Here is a 16360-nt window from a genome sequence, read left to right as displayed (position 1 = left end):
ACAGGGTGAAGCTCTCGAGTGCTTCACCGCGGAGCGCAGTATAACACAGGTTTTGTGCGGTGCACAAATTATTTCATTGCCGGCCCGGTCAGCGATAGCGGGAAGGATCGAACGGGTAGCTGTAAATGTTTTCGATGAAGCGTTCGCCTTCCTTGGCCTGGCGCGCCAGGTACAGGCGCTTGCCGTGCGCGAAGGGCGTAAATTCGGCCTGCGCCGTATTGTATGGGGCGCCGATATTTTTCGGCGTGCTCCAGCCGTCCTTGCCGTTGAAGCTGATGTAGAGGTCCATGTCGCCCGCGCCGCCCGGGACGTCGGAGAAGTACAGCAGGTAGCTCTGGTCGGCGGCAATGTACGGATTCGATTCGCGCCATGGGCCGGTATTGACCGGTTCGGGCATGCGCTCCGGCGCGACGTACCTGCCTTCGACGCGGCGCGAGCGCCACAGGTCCGATTTGCCTTCGGCGCCATTCTTCATGAAGTAGATGGTGCCGTCGGCGGCAATCGAGCCTGAGGACTCGGATTCATCGCTGTTGATGTCGTGGCCGAGATGGACCAGCGGCCCCCAGCGGCCATCCTGCAGCGCCACCGAGTAGATGTCGAAGCCTTTGCGGGCAGGCTTGTCCGGCACCGGGCGGTTGGACTGGAAGATGATCGACTTGCCGTCGGGAGCAAAGGCCGGATCGATGTCGCGCGAGCCATCGGTGGCGGAGAACGGCACCGGTGCCGGCTTCTGCCACTTGCCATCGACCTTGTGCGATTCCACGATCACCAGCCTGGTTCGGGCGCCGCCTGACTGCACCCACAGCGCGTGCTGGCCATCGGGCGACAGCGTGAAGCCGAATACGCCGTTGTCCGACACCAGGCCTGGTTCGAACATGCCATCATTGGGCGAAGCGGCAATCGCAGTCGCTAGCAGCAGGGCGGAAATATTCATTAATGTGATCCCAGGATATCAGGTTTGCCGCCGCGCGACCGCAACAGCGGCGTGACCCGGACAGCGACAGTGCCGGGGGCTCAATTGCAGCGCCATGGTGACGCAATTGCCCCAAGCGTGCAACGCCTTTCAACGCGCGAAGTGCGCTTCGATCTCTTCCAGCGTCTTGCCCTTCGTCTCCGGCAGCAGGAAAGCGGCGGCCAGGAAGTACACCACCGTGCATCCAGCCCAGAAGAAGAACATCGCCGCGTAGCCATGCTGGCCAACGGTCGGCAGGAACACGGCCGCAATAGTCGTGGAGACGAATTGGTTGACCAGCAGCGCGATGCTCATGCCGTTGGAGCGGATGCGGGTTGGCATCAGCTCCGATAGCGCGAGCCAGACGCAGACGCCGGGGCCGACGGCAAAGCTGGCCACGAACAGGCAGATTGCCAGCGTCACTTGCCAGCCGTGCGTCGCCGAAGGCAGGGCGCCGATCTGTGCCTGCTCTATTTTCAGCGGCGCGCTGCGCCCTTCTGCCGGGTCGGCAAAGGGATTCAGGTGCAGGCGGCGGAAGAAGGCGCCGATCACGCTGTCCGCCTGCACGGTGTCGTCGCGCGACAGCACCATTGGCGCCAGTGCCGGGTCGTCGCTGCGCCGCGTCTGCACGTTGGTGAACGGGCCGTAGGAGTAGGACACGGTAAGCAGCTGCGGCGCGGCATCGGCACCGGGCTGGGCGCCAAGCGCCTTCAGGGTCCTTGCGTCGAGGCGCAGCGACAGCGTATCGCCCCTGGCCAGCGCTGCCACGATGGCGCTCACGTCGCGCTGCCCGCTCTCCGCACTGCGGAACAGCAGGCCAGCGGCCAACAGGGCGACCACGATGCCGCCGCTGCCCAGCATCAGCAGGAATTTGCGGCCCTTGCGGTCGACCAGCAGCACGGCCACCACGGTCATGACGGCGTTCAGCAGCTTGAGGCCGACGTCGGCCATGTTGGCGGTGGCGCCGGGCAGGCCGGCCTGGTTCAGGATGTTGACGACGTAGGCCAGCACGGAATTGATGCCGGTCGCCTGCGTGCAGGCCAGCACCAGGCAGGCCAGCAGGAAAGGCAGGGCGTAGCGGCGGCTCAGCAGGGGATCGTCGGCGGCCGTGGCAGCGGCGCCGCCACGGCCGGCAACCACGCCGCGCGCGGCGGCGATGTCGCCCGCGGTGGGCTCGCCGGCGCCGGCAGCGGCAGCGCCACGCCTGGCCAGGCCGGCGGCAGCTTGCATGTCGCGCAGTTCGGCATCGGCTTCGGCGGCGGCACGGGTGCGCAGCAGGGCGGTGCGGGCTTGTTCGCTGCGGCCGCGCTGCACCAGCCAGCGCGGCGATTCAGCCAGCAAGGCGCTGCCGAAAGTGAATACCAGGCCCGGCGCAAGGCACATCCAGAAGATGCTGCGCCAGGCGTGATCCTTGGCGTCGAAAACTGCGGCGGCACGCGCGGTTTCCGCCAAGGCTTGCGCGGCTTGCGTCGCGCCTTCGACATGTTGCGCCTGCACCAGGCCGATCACGGCTGCCGCCACCAGGCCGATGGTGAGCAGGAGCTGGAACAGGGCGGCGCCGCGGCCGCGCTGCTCGGCGCGCAGGCATTCGGCCAGGTACAAAGGCACGACTACGCCGATCAAGCCGCCGCTGATCCCTTGCAGCAGGCGCCCCAGCAACAGTGGGGTATAGCCGTCCGACAGCGCGATCAGGGGAATGCTGATGGTGAACAGGGCGCCGGCCAGCACCATCGCCCAGCGGCGTCCGATGGCGTCGGCAATGGCGCCGGCAAACAGCGAAGACAGCACGGAACCGAGCAGCACCGCAGCAACGATGAAGCTCAGTTGCTGGGCGCTCAGCTTCCACGCGACGGAGGCGGTCGACTCAAGGTAAGGCAGGGCGCCGGCAATGATGCCGACATCGATCCCGTAAAGCAGGCCGCCCATCCCGGCGATAAACAGTAAATAGCGCATGGATAAGGCCTGCATTGGATCTCCTGTATGGTTATGAGAGCGGGATGGCCTCGCCTTCAACGAAGACGGCCACGGGGTGTAGGGACTGGTCCAGCACGACGATGTCGGCCCAGGCCCCCGGCGCCAGGCGGCCGCGCTGCGACTCGCCCAGGTAATCGGCAGGGAAGAGCGACAGGCGCTGCGAAGCTTCCGCCACGTCCATGCCCAGGCTGACGAAGTTGCGCAAGGCCTGGTCCATGGTCAGCACGGAGCCGGCCAGCGAACCGGTGGCAAGGCGCACGCAGCCCATGCACTTGAACACGCGCTGGGTGCCGAGCGCGTACTCGCCGTCCGGCATGCCGGTGGCGGAGGTGGCGTCGGTCACGCCGTACAGGCGCGGAATGGCGCGCAGCGCGGCGCGCATGGCGCCCGGATGCACGTGCAGCAGGTCGGGAATGATCTCGGCATATTCCGCATGCGCCATGGCCACGTCCACCATGCCCGGCTCCTTGTGGCTCATGCCGGTCATGCCGTTGAACAGGTGGGTGAAGCCGGCGGCGCCGGCGCGCATGGCAGCCACGCCGTCGTCGTAGCTGCCGGCGCTGTGGCCGATCTGGACGCGGATGCCCATGTTCTTCAGGTGCGGTATCAGTTCCAGGTGGCCCGTCACTTCGGGCGCCATGGTCAGCACGCGGATCGGCGCGATGGCGTGGTAGCTCTCCACCAGTGCGCGGCTGCCGGTCACCACGTCGGGCGGCTGGGCGCCGAGGCGGCGGCGGTTCAGGAACGGGCCTTCCAGGTGCACGCCCAGCATGCGCGCGCCGTGCTGCGGGCGTTGCGCGATGACGCCGGCCAGGCCTTGCAGTGCGTGGCGGATCGAATCCTCCCTGGCGGTCAGGGTGGTGCCGAGCAGCGCGGTGGTGCCGTGCCGCGCGTGGCTGCGCGCTACCACGCTGCCGGCTGCGCCGCCTTCCATGATGTCGACGCCGGCGGCGCCGTGCACGTGCAGGTCGACAAAGCCGGGGAGGATGGTCAGGCCTGCGCCGGGCGGCCCTTCGGTGATGCTGGTGATGCGCTGATCGAAGGCGATGCTGCCGTTGATCCAGCCGTCGGGAGTGAGGATGCGACCTTGCAGCATCTTTACTCCGCGACGATCACTTCGATGCCGCGCTTCTCCAGCCCATCGCGGTATTCGGCGCTGATGCTGGCGTCGGTGACGACGGTGTGCACGCGGTCCAGTTGCACGATGCGGTGCAGCGAGACGCGGCCGAACTTGGAAGCGTCGGTCAGCACGATGACTTTCTTGGCGCGCTCCACCATCTTGTGGTTCAGGTTTGCTTCCGCTTCGTGGTGGGTGGTGATGCCGAACTGCAGGTCGAAGCCGTCGACGCCGAGGAACAGCTTGTCGAAGTTGTAGGCCGACAGGCAGGCTTCGGCCTGGGCGCCCTGCAGCGACAGCGATTGCTTGCGCAGGCGGCCGCCGGTCAGGATCAGGTCCACGCCCGGCGCGTCGGCCAGCTCCCACGCGATGTTCAGGCCGTTGGTCAGCACCGTCACGTCGCTGGCGTCGCGCAGCTGGCGCGCCAGCGAGATGGTGGTGGTGCCGGAGTCGATGATCACGTTGTCACCCGGCTGCACCATGCGTGCGGCCAGCAGGCCGATTTGCTCTTTCTGCGCCTGGTTCAGCGAATCCTTCTGGCGGATGGTGTGCTCGGTCGGCGGCGTGCGCGCCAGCAGGGCGCCGCCGTGGCTGCGCTGCACCAGGCCCTGGGATTCCAGCACACTGAGGTCGCTGCGGATGGTGACGGCGGAGACGCCTAGCTTGTCCACCAGGTCGGTGACCTGGACCGAACCATGTTGTACGATCGCCTGCAGGATGGTTTCGCGGCGTTGGCTGGTATTTCGCATGTCTTCTGTCGCTGGCTGTCAAAACGTCGAGCTTAACAGATGGCGGCAGCCCTGTGCCCGGCAGCGGCGTTGGCGCTGCAGGCGCGCGCATATTGCGCCAGCACGCGGCCGACCTTGTGTTCCAGCAGGGATTGCGGCGCGGCCGCCAGTTCTCCCTGCAGCACGGCGGGCACTTGCTCCGGCAGGTACTGGCTCAGCAAAGGCAGCGGGATGCTGCGGCCGGCCAGGTTGGCCAGGAGCTGGCTGACGGCGGCGGCCACTGCCGGTTCGCCCCAGTAATAGCGGCAGCGGTCGGACAGGCCGTAGCGGCGCATCAGGCGCTGTTCCTCGGCGCTGCCCAGGTAATGCTTTTGCCAGTGCTGCGGCTTGGCCAGCATGGCCTCGTCCAGCACGTCCATCAGGCGCGAGGCCTGCTCCCTGCCCAGCAGGGCTTCCTCGATCAGGCACAGCGCCAGGAAGCCTTCGCGCAGGGCGAAGGTGGCGGCCGGGCCGACCTTGAGGATGGCGTAGTGGTCGCGCACCATCTCGTGCAGGCCCGCTTCGCGCTGGTAGTCGGTGGAATGCGCCTCGAACACCAGGCCGGGCTGGCTGGCGGCGAAGGCGGACAATCCGGCCGCCGCAACCGCGTCGTAGTGCTGCACATTGGCCTGGTCGAAATCGACCCCCGGCTGCACCACCATGGCGATCACGCGCTGCCATGCAGCGTGCAGGCCGGCTTTGGCGAAGGCGCGGCGGTGCACCTCGAGCGTGCGCTGCGCCGCCTGCGGCGCGGTGACGGCAAGCGCCTGTTCCAGCGATGCCTCGCCGCCCGGCACAGGCACTTCAGTGCCGATCACATACACCGGCGGCGGCAGGCCGGCGCGGGCCGCCGACTGCTCGGCGATGACGGCCAGGCGGACCGCGCGGGCGGCCACGGTTTCGTCGCTCAGCACCGGCTCGTCGTCGGCGCAGCGCATGCTGCAATCGAGGTGGATCTTGTGGAAGCCGGCCGACACGTAGGCGTCGATCAGCACGTCGGCATGCGCCATGGCGCTGGCCGCGTCCTGCGACTGCCAGGCGTTGGGGCCGAGGTGGTCGCCGCCCAGTACCAGGCGGTCGGCCGGGAAGCCCTGCTCCTGCGCCAGGCGATGCACATAGTCGCGGAATTGCGCCGGCTGCATGCCGGTGTAGCCGCCGAACTGGTCCACCTGGTTGGAGGTGGCTTCCACCAGCAGCAGCGTGCCGTATTGCGCGGCCACCTGCACGGCGGCGCGCAGCACGGCGGGGTGGCTGCAGCAGACGCTGTACAGGCCGACGGCGTTGCCGGCGCGGTGCGCCTCGACGATTTGCAGGACTGGGGAAAGCTGGGCAGGCTGTTTCATCGTCGTCTTAGTTCGTTTGTTGGCGCGCCAGCAGGGCGGCGCCGCGTGCACCGCCGGCATCGCCGAAGCGCGGCGCCAGCACTGGCGGAGTTTGCACGCCGCGGAACAGGTGGCGGCGCATGGCGGCCGGCAGTTGCTGGTACAGGTGCGACAGCTTGGATAGTCCGCCGCCCAGCACGATGGCGTGCGGGTCGTAGGCCAGCACCAGGCCGGCCATGGCGTGGCCCAGCAGGTCGAGGTGGATCGCCAGCGCTTGCGCGGCCAGGGCGTCGCCGTTGTTGGCGCGGCCCACGATCGCCAGCGGCTGTGCGCCGTCGCCGCCGAGGTGGGCGTGCAGCTGCGACAGGCCGGGACCGGAGACGTAGCGCTCGAGGCAGCCCTGCTTGCCGCAGGGGCAGTCCAGCACCGGCAGCTTGTAGAGGGCCAGCAGCGGCGCGGGAATCGTCCAGTGGCCCCACTCGCCGGCAATGGCGTTGAAGCCGCGTTGCAGGCGGCCGTCGACGCAGTAGCCGCCGCCGGCGCCGGTGCCGATGATGGCGCCAAACATGGTGGGCAGGCCTGCTGCAGCGCCGCCTTGCGCTTCCGACAGGGCGAAGCATTGGCAGTCGTTGCCGATGACGACGGGACGCGCCAGCGCTTCCTGCAGCGCGGCGGTGACCAGGCGCCCGTTCAGGGCCGGCACGTTGGAGCTGAGCTGGCGGCCGGTGGCGCTGTCGATCACGCCGGGCAGGCCGATGCCGACCGCGGCAGCCGGTGCCTGCGGGCCAAGCGCTGCGTCGCCGCGCGCCGCCAGGCCGCCGATCGCGGCGACGAATTCATTGAAGTCGGTGCCCGGCGTCGCGACGCGCTCGCGGAACATTTCCCGCAGTTCGCCGCCGGCATCGATCCACGACACCAGTTCGATCTTGGTGCCGCCGATATCGATGCCGTGATAGCCGGTTTGCTCAGAACTGGTCATGGCGGTAGATGGTGACGCCTTGCACCACGCGGTTGACGGTGCCGTCGGCGAAGGGATTGTCGGGTGCCAGGCCCAGCGTGGCCGACTGGTGCAGGGCGTATTGCTGCGCCATCAGCAGCCACAGTGGCGCCAGCCAGGCGTCCGGCAAGGCGGGCGCTGCGACCGTGATGTCGGATTCGCTGCCGACGGTGATCACCGAACCTGCCACGCCTTCGCGGCGCAGCTCTTGCAGCAGGTCTTCCTCATACCGGCGCGCCAGCGCTTTGCCGCTGCGGAACAGCACAACCAATGATTGCTTGTTCAGCGCCGACTTCGGGCCGTGGCGGAAACCGAGCGCGGTGTTCGACATGGCCAGCACGCGGCCGCCCGTCAGTTCCAGTATTTTCAGCGCGGATTCCTTGGCAAGTGCTTCCAGCGGACCGCTGCCCAGGTAGACCACGCGCTGTACCGGCTGCGCGGCCAGCGTGGCCACCGGCGCTGCCCAGTCGCGCAATGCGGTGTCGCCGGCCTGCGCCAGCGCTGCCAGGTGCTCCTGCCATTCGCCCTTGCCCAGCACGCACAGGGCGGCCAGCAGCATGCAGGTGAAGCTGCTGGTCATGGCGAAACCACGGTCGCAGCTGGCGGCAGGCATCAGCAGGTTGAAGGCGCGCGCGTCGGTATCGCCCTTGCGTGCCAGCTGGCCTTGCGCATTGCAGGTGATGTTCAGGAAGCGTGCGTCGGCTACCAGCTCGCGCACCAGGTCGACCGCGGCCAGGCTTTCCGGGCTGCTGCCGCTGCGGGCGAAGGACACCAGCAGGGTTGGCGCGTCCGGGTCGAGGTAGAGCTCCGGGTGGGTCAGCAGGCTGGTGGTGGCCACGGCGCGCACCTGCGCTGGCCAGGCCGCGTTCAGTTCATCGGCAACGATCTCGCCGACATAAGAGGAGCTTCCGGCGCCAGTCAGGATCACGCGCTGCTGCGGATCGTGCAGGCAGCCGCCGACGAAAGCGGCAACGTCGGCCGCGCGGCTTTGCAGGCTGCTGCGCAGTTCGCGCCACAGAGCCGGCTGCTGCGTAATCTCTTCGGCGGTATCGAGGCCGCGGATATCGCGCCAGGATTGCGGGTCACGCTGGAGGAGGGTAGTCATCGAAAAAAGAAAAGTTATTCGTTGGCTGAAAGCATAAATAGTATATTTCGAAAAGTCAAATACGAAAGATAAACGAAAGATTAGGGCGGCTGAAAGCTGTGCCGGAACGATGGCAAAGCGTCCATGATTCAGCATGCTACGTTGCGTTATAGCTACTATTCGAAAGTTTTTGCGCTGCGGAACCGCCTAAACGAAAGTAAATTGCGTAAAAAATTGGTGCAAAATCGCAGTTTACTTTCTTTTTGTTGACCTTTTTTGCTTTTATTCCTAAAGTAAGACCATCAAAACGAAAAATATTGCACCTTAGGCAGGCTTATGAAGAGACTCACCCGCACTGCAATTGCCGCTGCCGCGATGGCGCTGGCCACTGGCGCCGCCCTGGCTGCCCCGCTCGGAAAACTGCGCAGCATTGCTGCCGCGCCGGCCGCTGCCGCGGAAGGCCTGTCCTGGGGCCTCGCGACCGAATCCGGCGCCATCGTGCGCGTCAGCCTGCTGCAGGACGACGTGCTGCGCATCTGGGCTGGCCCCAAAGGCAAACTGACCGATGCCGGCGACAAGGCGGCCGCCATCGTGATCGGCAAGCCGGCCGCGCATATTGAGCATAGCGTAAGCGAACAGCCCGACCACATTTTGCTGCGCACCGCGAAACTGGCCTTGCGCATCGACCGCAACCCCTTGCGTTTCAGCCTGTTCCGCGCTGGAGAAACGCAGCCGCTGTGGCGCGAAGTGCAGCCGCTGGAGCTGGGGGACAGGACCAGCGTGCAGACCCTGTCCAGCGACAAGGCGGAACGCTTCTTTGGCGGCGGCCAGCAGAATGGCCGCTTCGAGTTCAAGGGGCGCCAGCTTGACGTATCCTATTCGGGCGGATGGGAAGAGGGCGACCGCCCAAGCCCGGCGCCATTTCTCATGAGTTCGCGCGGCTGGGGCATGCTGCGCAACACCTGGTCCGACGGCAGCTATGATTTGCGCCAGCAGGACGTCGTCGCCTTGCAGCACGCAGAACCGCGCTTCGATGCCTACTACTTCGTCGGCAAGGATGTGCGCGACGTGCTGGCGCGCTACACCGAGTGGACCGGCCGCGCGCGCATGCTGCCGCGCTGGGCGCTGGAATACGGCGATGCCGATTGCTACAACGACGGCGACAATGTGAAGAAGCCGGGCACCGTGCCGAAAGGCTGGAGCGATGGCCCAAGCGGCAAGACGCCGGACGTTGTCGATTCGGTGGCGCGGAGATACCGTGAGAACGATATGCCGGGCGGCTGGATCCTGCCCAACGACGGCTACGGTTGCGGCTACACCAGCCTGCCGGAAACCGTGCAGGGCCTGGCGAAATACGGCTTTCGCACCGGCCTGTGGACCGAGAACGGCGTCGACAAGATCAAGTGGGAAGTAGGCGCCGCCGGCAGCCGAGTGCAGAAGCTGGACGTGGCCTGGACCGGCAAGGGCTACCAGTTCTCGCTGGATGCCAACAAGTCGGCCTACGACGGCATCCTGGACAATTCCGACAGCCGCCCTTTCATCTGGACCGTGATGGGATGGGCCGGTACGCAGCGCTATGCGGTGGCATGGACTGGCGACCAGAGTGCAAGCTGGGACTACATTCGCTGGCACGTGCCGACGCTGGTGGGCTCCGGCCTGTCCGGCCAGGCGTATGCGACGGGCGACGTGGATGCGATCTTTGGCGGCAGCCCCGAAACCTATACCCGCGACCTGCAGTGGAAGACATTCACGCCGGTGCTGATGGGGATGTCGGGCTGGTCTGCCAATGCGCGCAAGCATCCATGGTGGTTCGACGAGCCTTACCGCAGCATCAATCGCCGCTACCTGAAACTCAAGCTGCGCCTGACGCCTTACATGTACACGCTGGCGCACGAAGCGGAACAGACCGGCGCGCCGCTGGTGCGCGGCCTGATGTGGGACTACCCATCCGACCCTGCCGCCTTCACCGAAGCGTACAAGTACCAGTTCCTGCTGGGCCGCGACGTGCTGGTAGCGCCCGTGTATCGCAGCCAGGCGGTGTCGCAAGGCTGGCGCAAGGCGATCCATCTGCCGCAGGGAACATGGTTCGAGTACTGGGACGGGCGCCAGGCAACGGCCGGCGCCGCGGGGCGCGACATCGACTTGCAGGTCACCCTCGACAAGCTGCCGATCTTCGTTCGCGCCGGCGCCATCCTGCCGATGTATCCGGAAGTCCTGTACGACGGCGAAAAACCGAAGGACGTGCTGACGCTGGACCTGTATCCGCACGGCGAATCGTCGTTCACGCTGTACGAAGACGACGGCAACACGCGCCAGTACCAGAAGGGTGCATTCAGCCGGCAGGTCCTGCGCATGCGTGAATCCGGCGGCGCCGTGAGTGTCGACATCGCCCCGGTGGAAGGCAGCTACGCAGGCCAGGAGGCACGCCGAAGCTACGTCTTGCGCATGCTGACGCGCCAGCGCCCGGCGGCGGTCGCCACTGCAAGCCGCACCCTGCCCGCACGCGCGGACCGCGCCGCCTATGACGCTGCCGCGGAAGGCTGGTATTACGACCCGCAGGAGCGCACCGGCACGCTGTACGTAAAGACTGCGAAGCAGGACATCCGCCAGCCGCTGCAAATCAGCGTCCAGGGCGCGCAAGCACTGGCCGCACAGGACGGCAGCTTCCCGCAAGCTCCTGAACTGGGCCGCGCCTTGCCGCCGGACGCCTTGCTGGTGGTGAACCGCCCCGCAGAGGAGCCTGGACACCCGCTTGAAAACGCCTTCGATGACCAAGAGGCCACCTGGTTCCGAACCACCCGCAACCAGTCGATCCGCACCGGCGCCCACGAATGGACCATCGGCTTCACCGAGCGCCGCCTGGTCGACGGCATCGAGATCGCGCCGCGCAACGACGAGCACTGGAAGCACGGCCAGGTGCGGGACTATGAAATCTACATCGCCGACACGAACGGCGAATGGGGCAAGCCGAACTTCACCGGCCGCCTGAAGCTGCAGAAGGAAACGCAGACCATCAGCTTCCCGGCCACAGCTGGCCGCCTGCTGCGCTTCCGCGTGCTCAGCACGCAGAACCCGGAAGGGGAAGGCGCGGCTTCCACCGACCCGATGGTGACGGCCGCCGTCCAAGCGCCGGCCAAGGCAATCAACGCCATGCAGCCGGCCGAAGTGGGGCCGATCGCGTTGTCCAGCTTCCGCATCCTCGAACATCGTGCGAAGGAAGGCACGGAGCAGCAAAGCTTCCTGTCGGACCTGCCATTGCCGAAAGGCGTCGGACGCGATCGTCCTGCCGGCAAGGGAAAGGACATGCGCATGAACGGCCTGTGGTTCCGCAAGGGACTGGGCGTCGGCCCCGCCAGCCGCATCGACCTGCAGCTGGAAGGCAGCTGGAACCTCCTGCGCGCCGACCTGGGCGTGGACGACAGCTGCCGTAGCGCCGGCGGCCTGCAATTCCAGGTCTGGAGCAGCGAGCGCCTGCTGTACGACAGCGGCCTGGTGACGGCGCCTGCCGTCGTCAAGCCGGAAATCGATGTACGCGGGTTGCGGCAACTCAGCCTGCGGACCCTGGGTGCGCGCGGCGCCCAGCCAGCCCAGGTTTGCGGCAACTGGGCCAATGCCGTACTGCTGGGCACAGAAGGCGCCACCGCCAAGACGCGCTGACCGCACATTTTTCGTCACCAAGAACGAACCCCTCTTCGGACCGGGGAGGGCGTTTTGCAAACTAAAAAAAGGAGATGCAAGTGGAACTGAAGAAATTGATCGCTGCGCTGGCAGCCATTGGATGTGCTGGCGGGGCCTTGGCAGACGGGGCGGATGACAAGAAGGACGAGAAAGGCGAGAAGATCCACCGCGTCGAAGTGACCGGCTCGAGCCTGAAGCGCATCAACGCCGAAACCGCATCGCCGGTGCAGGTCATCGACGCCAAGCAGATCGAAAACATGGGCGCCCGCACCCTGATGCAGGTGCTGGACAACCTGCCAGCCGCGCGCCCGGCCCAGCAAGACTTCCGTTCCATGTTCACCGGCTCCGACGGCGCCTCGCAAGCGAACCTGCGTGGCCTCGGCGCGCAAGGAACCCTGGTGCTGCTGAACGGCCGCCGCCTGTCCTTCTACGGCGCACCGGCCGGCTTCCAGACCATGTTCGTCAATATCGACTCGATTCCCGCTGCGGCGATCGAGCGCATGGAAATCCTGACTGATGGTGCGTCTGCGGTGTACGGCTCGGACGCGGTGGCCGGCGTGATCAACGTCATCACCAAGAAGAACTACCAGGGACTGGAAGCGAAGGTCAGCACCGACCATTCGCAGGAGGTGTCGGCCTACGGCGAGCACCAGGCCAGCCTGGTGTACGGGAAGGGCGACTTCGGCAGCGACGGCTACAACTTCATGGCGTCCCTGAACGTGTACAAGCGCGACCGCATCGCGCTGGCCGATACCTACGACAAGCGCCCGGACTACTACTACGTCAACAACCCGAACTTCATTTCGAACTTCCGCGTCGGCGTCGGCAGTGAACCGGGCCAGCCTAACCCGGGCACCTTCTTCGTATTCGATCCGGCCAGGAACAATGCCCGCACCCAGCGTGCGGTGACCGGCTGTTCCACCATGATCACCGAAGCATCCGGTACACGCTGCGTGTGGAACAACCTGCCGTACTCCATCGATACCGGCCCGACTTCCGACCGCGCAACCGGCTTCCTGTCCGGCCGCAAGAAGCTTGGCGAAGACCTGGAATTCTTTGCCGAAGCAGCCTTTACCCACATCAAGCTGCGCGGCGAGAACGGCCCGCGCAGCTTCAACAGCGGCACCACCAACAACTGGTTCTCCCGCAATACCGGCACCACCTTGAACACCTTCAGCTACCCTTACCTTGGCCCCAACAACGTCTACCTGAAAGGCAAGCTCGATGCCGACATGGCCGCCAAGATGGGCGGCGCGGCGGGCCTGAACTACGTCCTGCAGGATGCGGCTGGCCACTTCGGCCAGAAGAACCTGGACGACAACTACCGCGTGCTGGCCGGCCTGAAGGGGCACCTGGCCGGCAGCTGGGACTTCGAAACCGCACTGGGTGTCGCAGGCAGCCATTCCACCCTGTACCAGACCATCAACGTGAATACCAAAGGCTTCGAGAAAGCCTTCGGTCCCTTCACCAAGGACCCGGTCACCGGCCGCACCTATATCGCTGACAACCCGGCCTACAAGTTCGGCGAAATCAGCGAAGCCAATGCGGCCCTGATCCGCGAAGCGTATCCGACCTTCGACATCCAGTCCTGGACGAAGCTGATTACCTTCGACGCCAAGGTGGAAGGCACGCTGTTCAAGCTGGGCGAACGCGAAGTGCGCGCTGCCTTCGGCACCAACCTGATGCGCGAAAGCTTCGATACTCCCGGCAATCCGGATGCCGCCAATGGCCTGATCACGCAGCAGGGCGGTTCCTGGTTCGACGGCAAGCGCACCGTCAGCGCGCTGTTCGGCGAAGTGGTGGTTCCGGTCACCGACACGCTGGAAGTCAACGCCGCGGCGCGCCTGGACAAATACCCGCACTTCTCCGCCAACCTTGCGCCGAAGGTCGGCGTGCAATGGCGCGCGCGTCCTGAAATCATGGTGCGCGGCACCTACTCGGAAGGCTTCCGTGCCCCCAACCTGGCAGAATCGGGCAGCGGCGGCGTGTTCGCGCAGGTGGGCGGCATCCGCGACACCGTGCGCTGCGACGAAACCAACGCCATCGCCATGCTGCTGCAGATGTCTGTCACCGCGACCGACCGCGACCTGGGCAAGACCCTGCTCAATTCCAACTGCTCGACCACCGTGGGCGGCCTGACCCCGCCGAACCCGAACCTGACGCCGGAGAAAGCCAAGATCTCGACCCTTGGCCTGGTGCTCCAGCCGGCCAAGGACGTCAGCATTTCGCTGGACTACTGGTTCGTCTACCGCCGCAACGAAATCGTGCGCCAGGACTTCAACCAGCTGTTCACCGCGCTGGTCGACCAGTACGGCCCAAGCCTGGCCGGCACCGACAAGGCAATCCGCAACGAGCTTTCCGATGCCGACCGCGCCAATATGGCAGCCGTGGCCGCCATGTGCGCCAATCCCGCCAATGCCGCTGCCTGCACCGGCCCGCTGCCGAAGTACTCGGTGGGCAACCTGGGTGGCCTGATCAATTCCTACTCGAACCGCGGCCGCACCCTGCTGGACGGCTTAGACATCGATGCGCGTGCCCGCTTCTCGCTGGGCGAATACGGCAAGCTGGGTACCGGCGCCGCATTCACCATCCGCAAGCGCGAAACCTACAACTACGAAGACGGCAGCGGCTTCTCCGGCAACTACGTCGGTTACTACGATTCGCCGCGCCTGCGCGCCACCTTCAACGCCGACTGGACCTACCAGAACCTGGTCACCAGCCTGTTCGTGAACTACACCGGCAAGGCCAAATGGGCATTTGGCGCATACGACACCGACAACGCACCGGAGAATTGCACCGCCGGCGGCGTCGCATTGCCGGATGACCTGTGCGGCGGCCAGCCTTCGTACTACACCGTCAACCTTGGCTTCAACTGGAAGCCGGTCAAGAACCTGGACCTGGGCCTGAACATCAAGAACGTCACCAACAAGAGGCCGTACTACGACCCGAACGGATGGGAAGGATACAACCACCAGCAAAACCTGTTCGGCCGCGTCTTCTCGCTCTCGGCCAACTATAAGTTCTGGTAACCTGCGACCCAACCAAAGAGGTAACGACTAGATGGACAAGCAATTCAATCGACGACACTTCCTCACCGCTGGCGCCGCGCTGGCGGGCAGCCTGCTGCTGCCTTCCGCCTTTGCGGCGGGCAGCCGCGAAAAGCTCCGGCTCGGCATGATCGGCACCGGCATGCGCGGCCAGGTGCTGCTGCGCGAACTGATACGCCGCGACGACGTGGAAGTCGCTGCGCTGTGCGATATCGAGCCGATCATGCTGGGCAAGGCCATGGCGAAGTTCGAGAAGGCCGGCAAGGCCAAGCCGCGCACCTTCGGCGAGGATGGCGACAAGCACGCCTACCGCCGCATGCTGGACGCGAAACAGCTCGATGGCGTCATCATTGCCACGCCTTGGGAATGGCATGCGCAAATGGCGATCGACGCCATGCAAGCCAGAGTGCCTGTCGGCTGCGAGGTAGTAGCAGGCGTGACGCTGAAGGATCACTGGGACGTGCTGGACACCCAGCTCAAGACCGGCACGCCGTATATGCTGCTGGAAAACGTGTGCTACCGCCGCGACGTGATGGCGGTGCTGCAGATGGTGCGCTCCGGCCTGTTCGGCGAACTGGTGCACCTGCAGGGCGGCTACCAGCACGACCTGCGCGCCGTGAAGTTCAACAACGGCGACCCGGCCAAGCCATACGGCAGCGGCATCGAGTTCGGCGCCAAGGGCTGGTCGGAAGCGAAGTGGCGCACCGAGCACTCCGTGCAGCGCAATGGCGAGCTGTATCCAAGCCATGGCATCGGGCCGTGCGCGATGTACACCAATATCAACCGCGGCAACCGCTTCACCCGCATCAACACCTTCGCCACCAAGGCGCGCGGCCTGCACGACTACATCGTCAAGCAGGGCGGCGCCGATCATCCGAGCGGCAAGGTGAAGTTCAGCCTGGGCGACGTGGTGACCACCACGCTGTCCTGCGAGAACGGCGAGACCATCATCCTGCAGCACGACACTTCGCTGCCGCGTCCTTACTCGCTGGGCTTCCGCGTGCAGGGCACCAATGGCTTGTGGATGGACGTGAACCATTCCATCCACATCGAAGGCAAGAGCAAGCCGCACCAGTGGGACGACTTCCAGGCCTACCAGGACCAGTACGACCACCCGTTGTGGCGCAAATACGCAGGCGACGCAGCGGGCGCGGGGCACGGCGGCATGGACTACTTCGTGATCCACGCTTTCGTGGCAGCGCTGAAGGCGCGTGCGCCGATGCCGATCGATATCTACGACGCGGTGACGTGGAGCGCCATCACGCCACTGTCCGAGCAATCGATTGCGCAGAACTTCCAGACGCTGGACTTCCCTGACTTCACACGAGGCCAGTGGAGCAAGCGCAAGCCGATCTTCGCTTTCGACGATCGCTACTGACATCGCTGAGGTAATATTGCCGTTCTCTTAACCATTTTAGAAAG

General features: G+C 65.7%; 10 protein-coding genes. 3 read left to right on the top strand and 7 right to left on the bottom strand.

The genetic code is table 11. From position 1 onward, the window contains the following. Window positions 1-88: 88 nt before the first annotated feature. The 7 genes from ACN9MW_RS29750 to ACN9MW_RS29720 form a co-directional block, all read right to left on the bottom strand. A complete protein-coding gene (locus tag ACN9MW_RS29750; RefSeq protein WP_426165728.1) occupies window positions 89-934 on the bottom strand; it encodes a TolB family protein in 846 nt (281 codons plus the stop codon). Between the two features lie 129 nt (window positions 935-1063). Further along, window positions 1064-2920: an MFS transporter gene (locus ACN9MW_RS29745; protein WP_426165726.1), complete on the bottom strand. Its 1857-nt coding sequence runs from the start codon at window positions 2918-2920 to the stop codon at window positions 1064-1066. A gap of 16 nt (window positions 2921-2936) precedes the next feature. Then, window positions 2937-4022 carry an N-acetylglucosamine-6-phosphate deacetylase gene (locus ACN9MW_RS29740; RefSeq protein WP_426165724.1) on the bottom strand — a complete coding sequence of 362 codons (1086 nt, stop codon included), beginning with the start codon at window positions 4020-4022 and terminating at the stop codon, window positions 2937-2939. A 2-nt stretch (window positions 4023-4024) separates the two neighbouring features. Further along, window positions 4025-4792, bottom strand: coding sequence for a DeoR family transcriptional regulator (locus ACN9MW_RS29735; RefSeq protein WP_426165722.1), 768 nt, complete (start codon window positions 4790-4792; stop codon window positions 4025-4027). A 32-nt stretch (window positions 4793-4824) separates the two neighbouring features. Further along, entirely contained in the window at window positions 4825-6153 is a 1329-nt protein-coding gene (locus ACN9MW_RS29730) for a D-tagatose-bisphosphate aldolase, class II, non-catalytic subunit (RefSeq protein WP_426165720.1), read from the bottom strand. A gap of 7 nt (window positions 6154-6160) precedes the next feature. Further along, a complete protein-coding gene (locus ACN9MW_RS29725; protein WP_426165718.1) occupies window positions 6161-7111 on the bottom strand; it encodes an ROK family protein in 951 nt (316 codons plus the stop codon). Continuing rightward, window positions 7098-8234, bottom strand: coding sequence for an SIS domain-containing protein (locus ACN9MW_RS29720; RefSeq protein ID WP_426165716.1), 1137 nt, complete (start codon window positions 8232-8234; stop codon window positions 7098-7100). Before ACN9MW_RS29720 ends, ACN9MW_RS29725 begins: the two co-directional genes overlap by 14 nt. A 315-nt stretch (window positions 8235-8549) precedes the next feature. On the opposite strand from ACN9MW_RS29720, the gene ACN9MW_RS29715 reads away from it, so the two are divergent. From ACN9MW_RS29715 to ACN9MW_RS29705, 3 genes are all read left to right on the top strand, one after another. Beyond that, window positions 8550-11870: a TIM-barrel domain-containing protein gene (locus ACN9MW_RS29715; RefSeq protein WP_426165714.1), complete on the top strand. Its 3321-nt coding sequence runs from the start codon at window positions 8550-8552 to the stop codon at window positions 11868-11870. A gap of 74 nt (window positions 11871-11944) precedes the next feature. Next, complete coding sequence (locus ACN9MW_RS29710; RefSeq protein WP_426165712.1) at window positions 11945-14920, top strand: TonB-dependent receptor plug domain-containing protein; 2976 nt, start codon at window positions 11945-11947, stop codon at window positions 14918-14920. Between the two features lie 31 nt (window positions 14921-14951). Then, window positions 14952-16316, top strand: a complete 1365-nt coding sequence (locus ACN9MW_RS29705; protein WP_426165710.1) for a Gfo/Idh/MocA family protein — start codon at window positions 14952-14954, stop codon at window positions 16314-16316. Window positions 16317-16360 lie beyond the last annotated feature (44 nt).

This window comes from Pseudoduganella sp. R-34 (assembly GCF_049904655.1).
Lineage (GTDB): Bacteria > Pseudomonadota > Gammaproteobacteria > Burkholderiales > Burkholderiaceae_D > Rugamonas.
The sequence above is the reverse complement of the archived record's forward strand: the minus strand, read 5'-3'. Positions and strand labels throughout refer to the sequence as shown.

Excerpts from the sequence above, each read along its gene's own strand:
- ACN9MW_RS29750 (WP_426165728.1), bottom strand. The coding sequence starts at position 934 with ATGAATATTTCCGCCCTGCTGCTAGCGACTGCGATTGCCGCTTCGCCC.
- ACN9MW_RS29745 (WP_426165726.1), bottom strand. The coding sequence starts at position 2,920 with ATGCAGGCCTTATCCATGCGCTATTTACTGTTTATCGCCGGGATGGGC.
- ACN9MW_RS29740 (WP_426165724.1), bottom strand. The coding sequence starts at position 4,022 with ATGCTGCAAGGTCGCATCCTCACTCCCGACGGCTGGATCAACGGCAGC.
- ACN9MW_RS29735 (WP_426165722.1), bottom strand. The coding sequence starts at position 4,792 with ATGCGAAATACCAGCCAACGCCGCGAAACCATCCTGCAGGCGATCGTA.
- ACN9MW_RS29730 (WP_426165720.1), bottom strand. The coding sequence starts at position 6,153 with ATGAAACAGCCTGCCCAGCTTTCCCCAGTCCTGCAAATCGTCGAGGCG.
- ACN9MW_RS29725 (WP_426165718.1), bottom strand. The coding sequence starts at position 7,111 with ATGACCAGTTCTGAGCAAACCGGCTATCACGGCATCGATATCGGCGGC.
- ACN9MW_RS29720 (WP_426165716.1), bottom strand. The coding sequence starts at position 8,234 with ATGACTACCCTCCTCCAGCGTGACCCGCAATCCTGGCGCGATATCCGC.
- ACN9MW_RS29715 (WP_426165714.1), top strand. The coding sequence starts at position 8,550 with ATGAAGAGACTCACCCGCACTGCAATTGCCGCTGCCGCGATGGCGCTG.
- ACN9MW_RS29710 (WP_426165712.1), top strand. The coding sequence starts at position 11,945 with ATGCAAGTGGAACTGAAGAAATTGATCGCTGCGCTGGCAGCCATTGGA.
- ACN9MW_RS29705 (WP_426165710.1), top strand. The coding sequence starts at position 14,952 with ATGGACAAGCAATTCAATCGACGACACTTCCTCACCGCTGGCGCCGCG.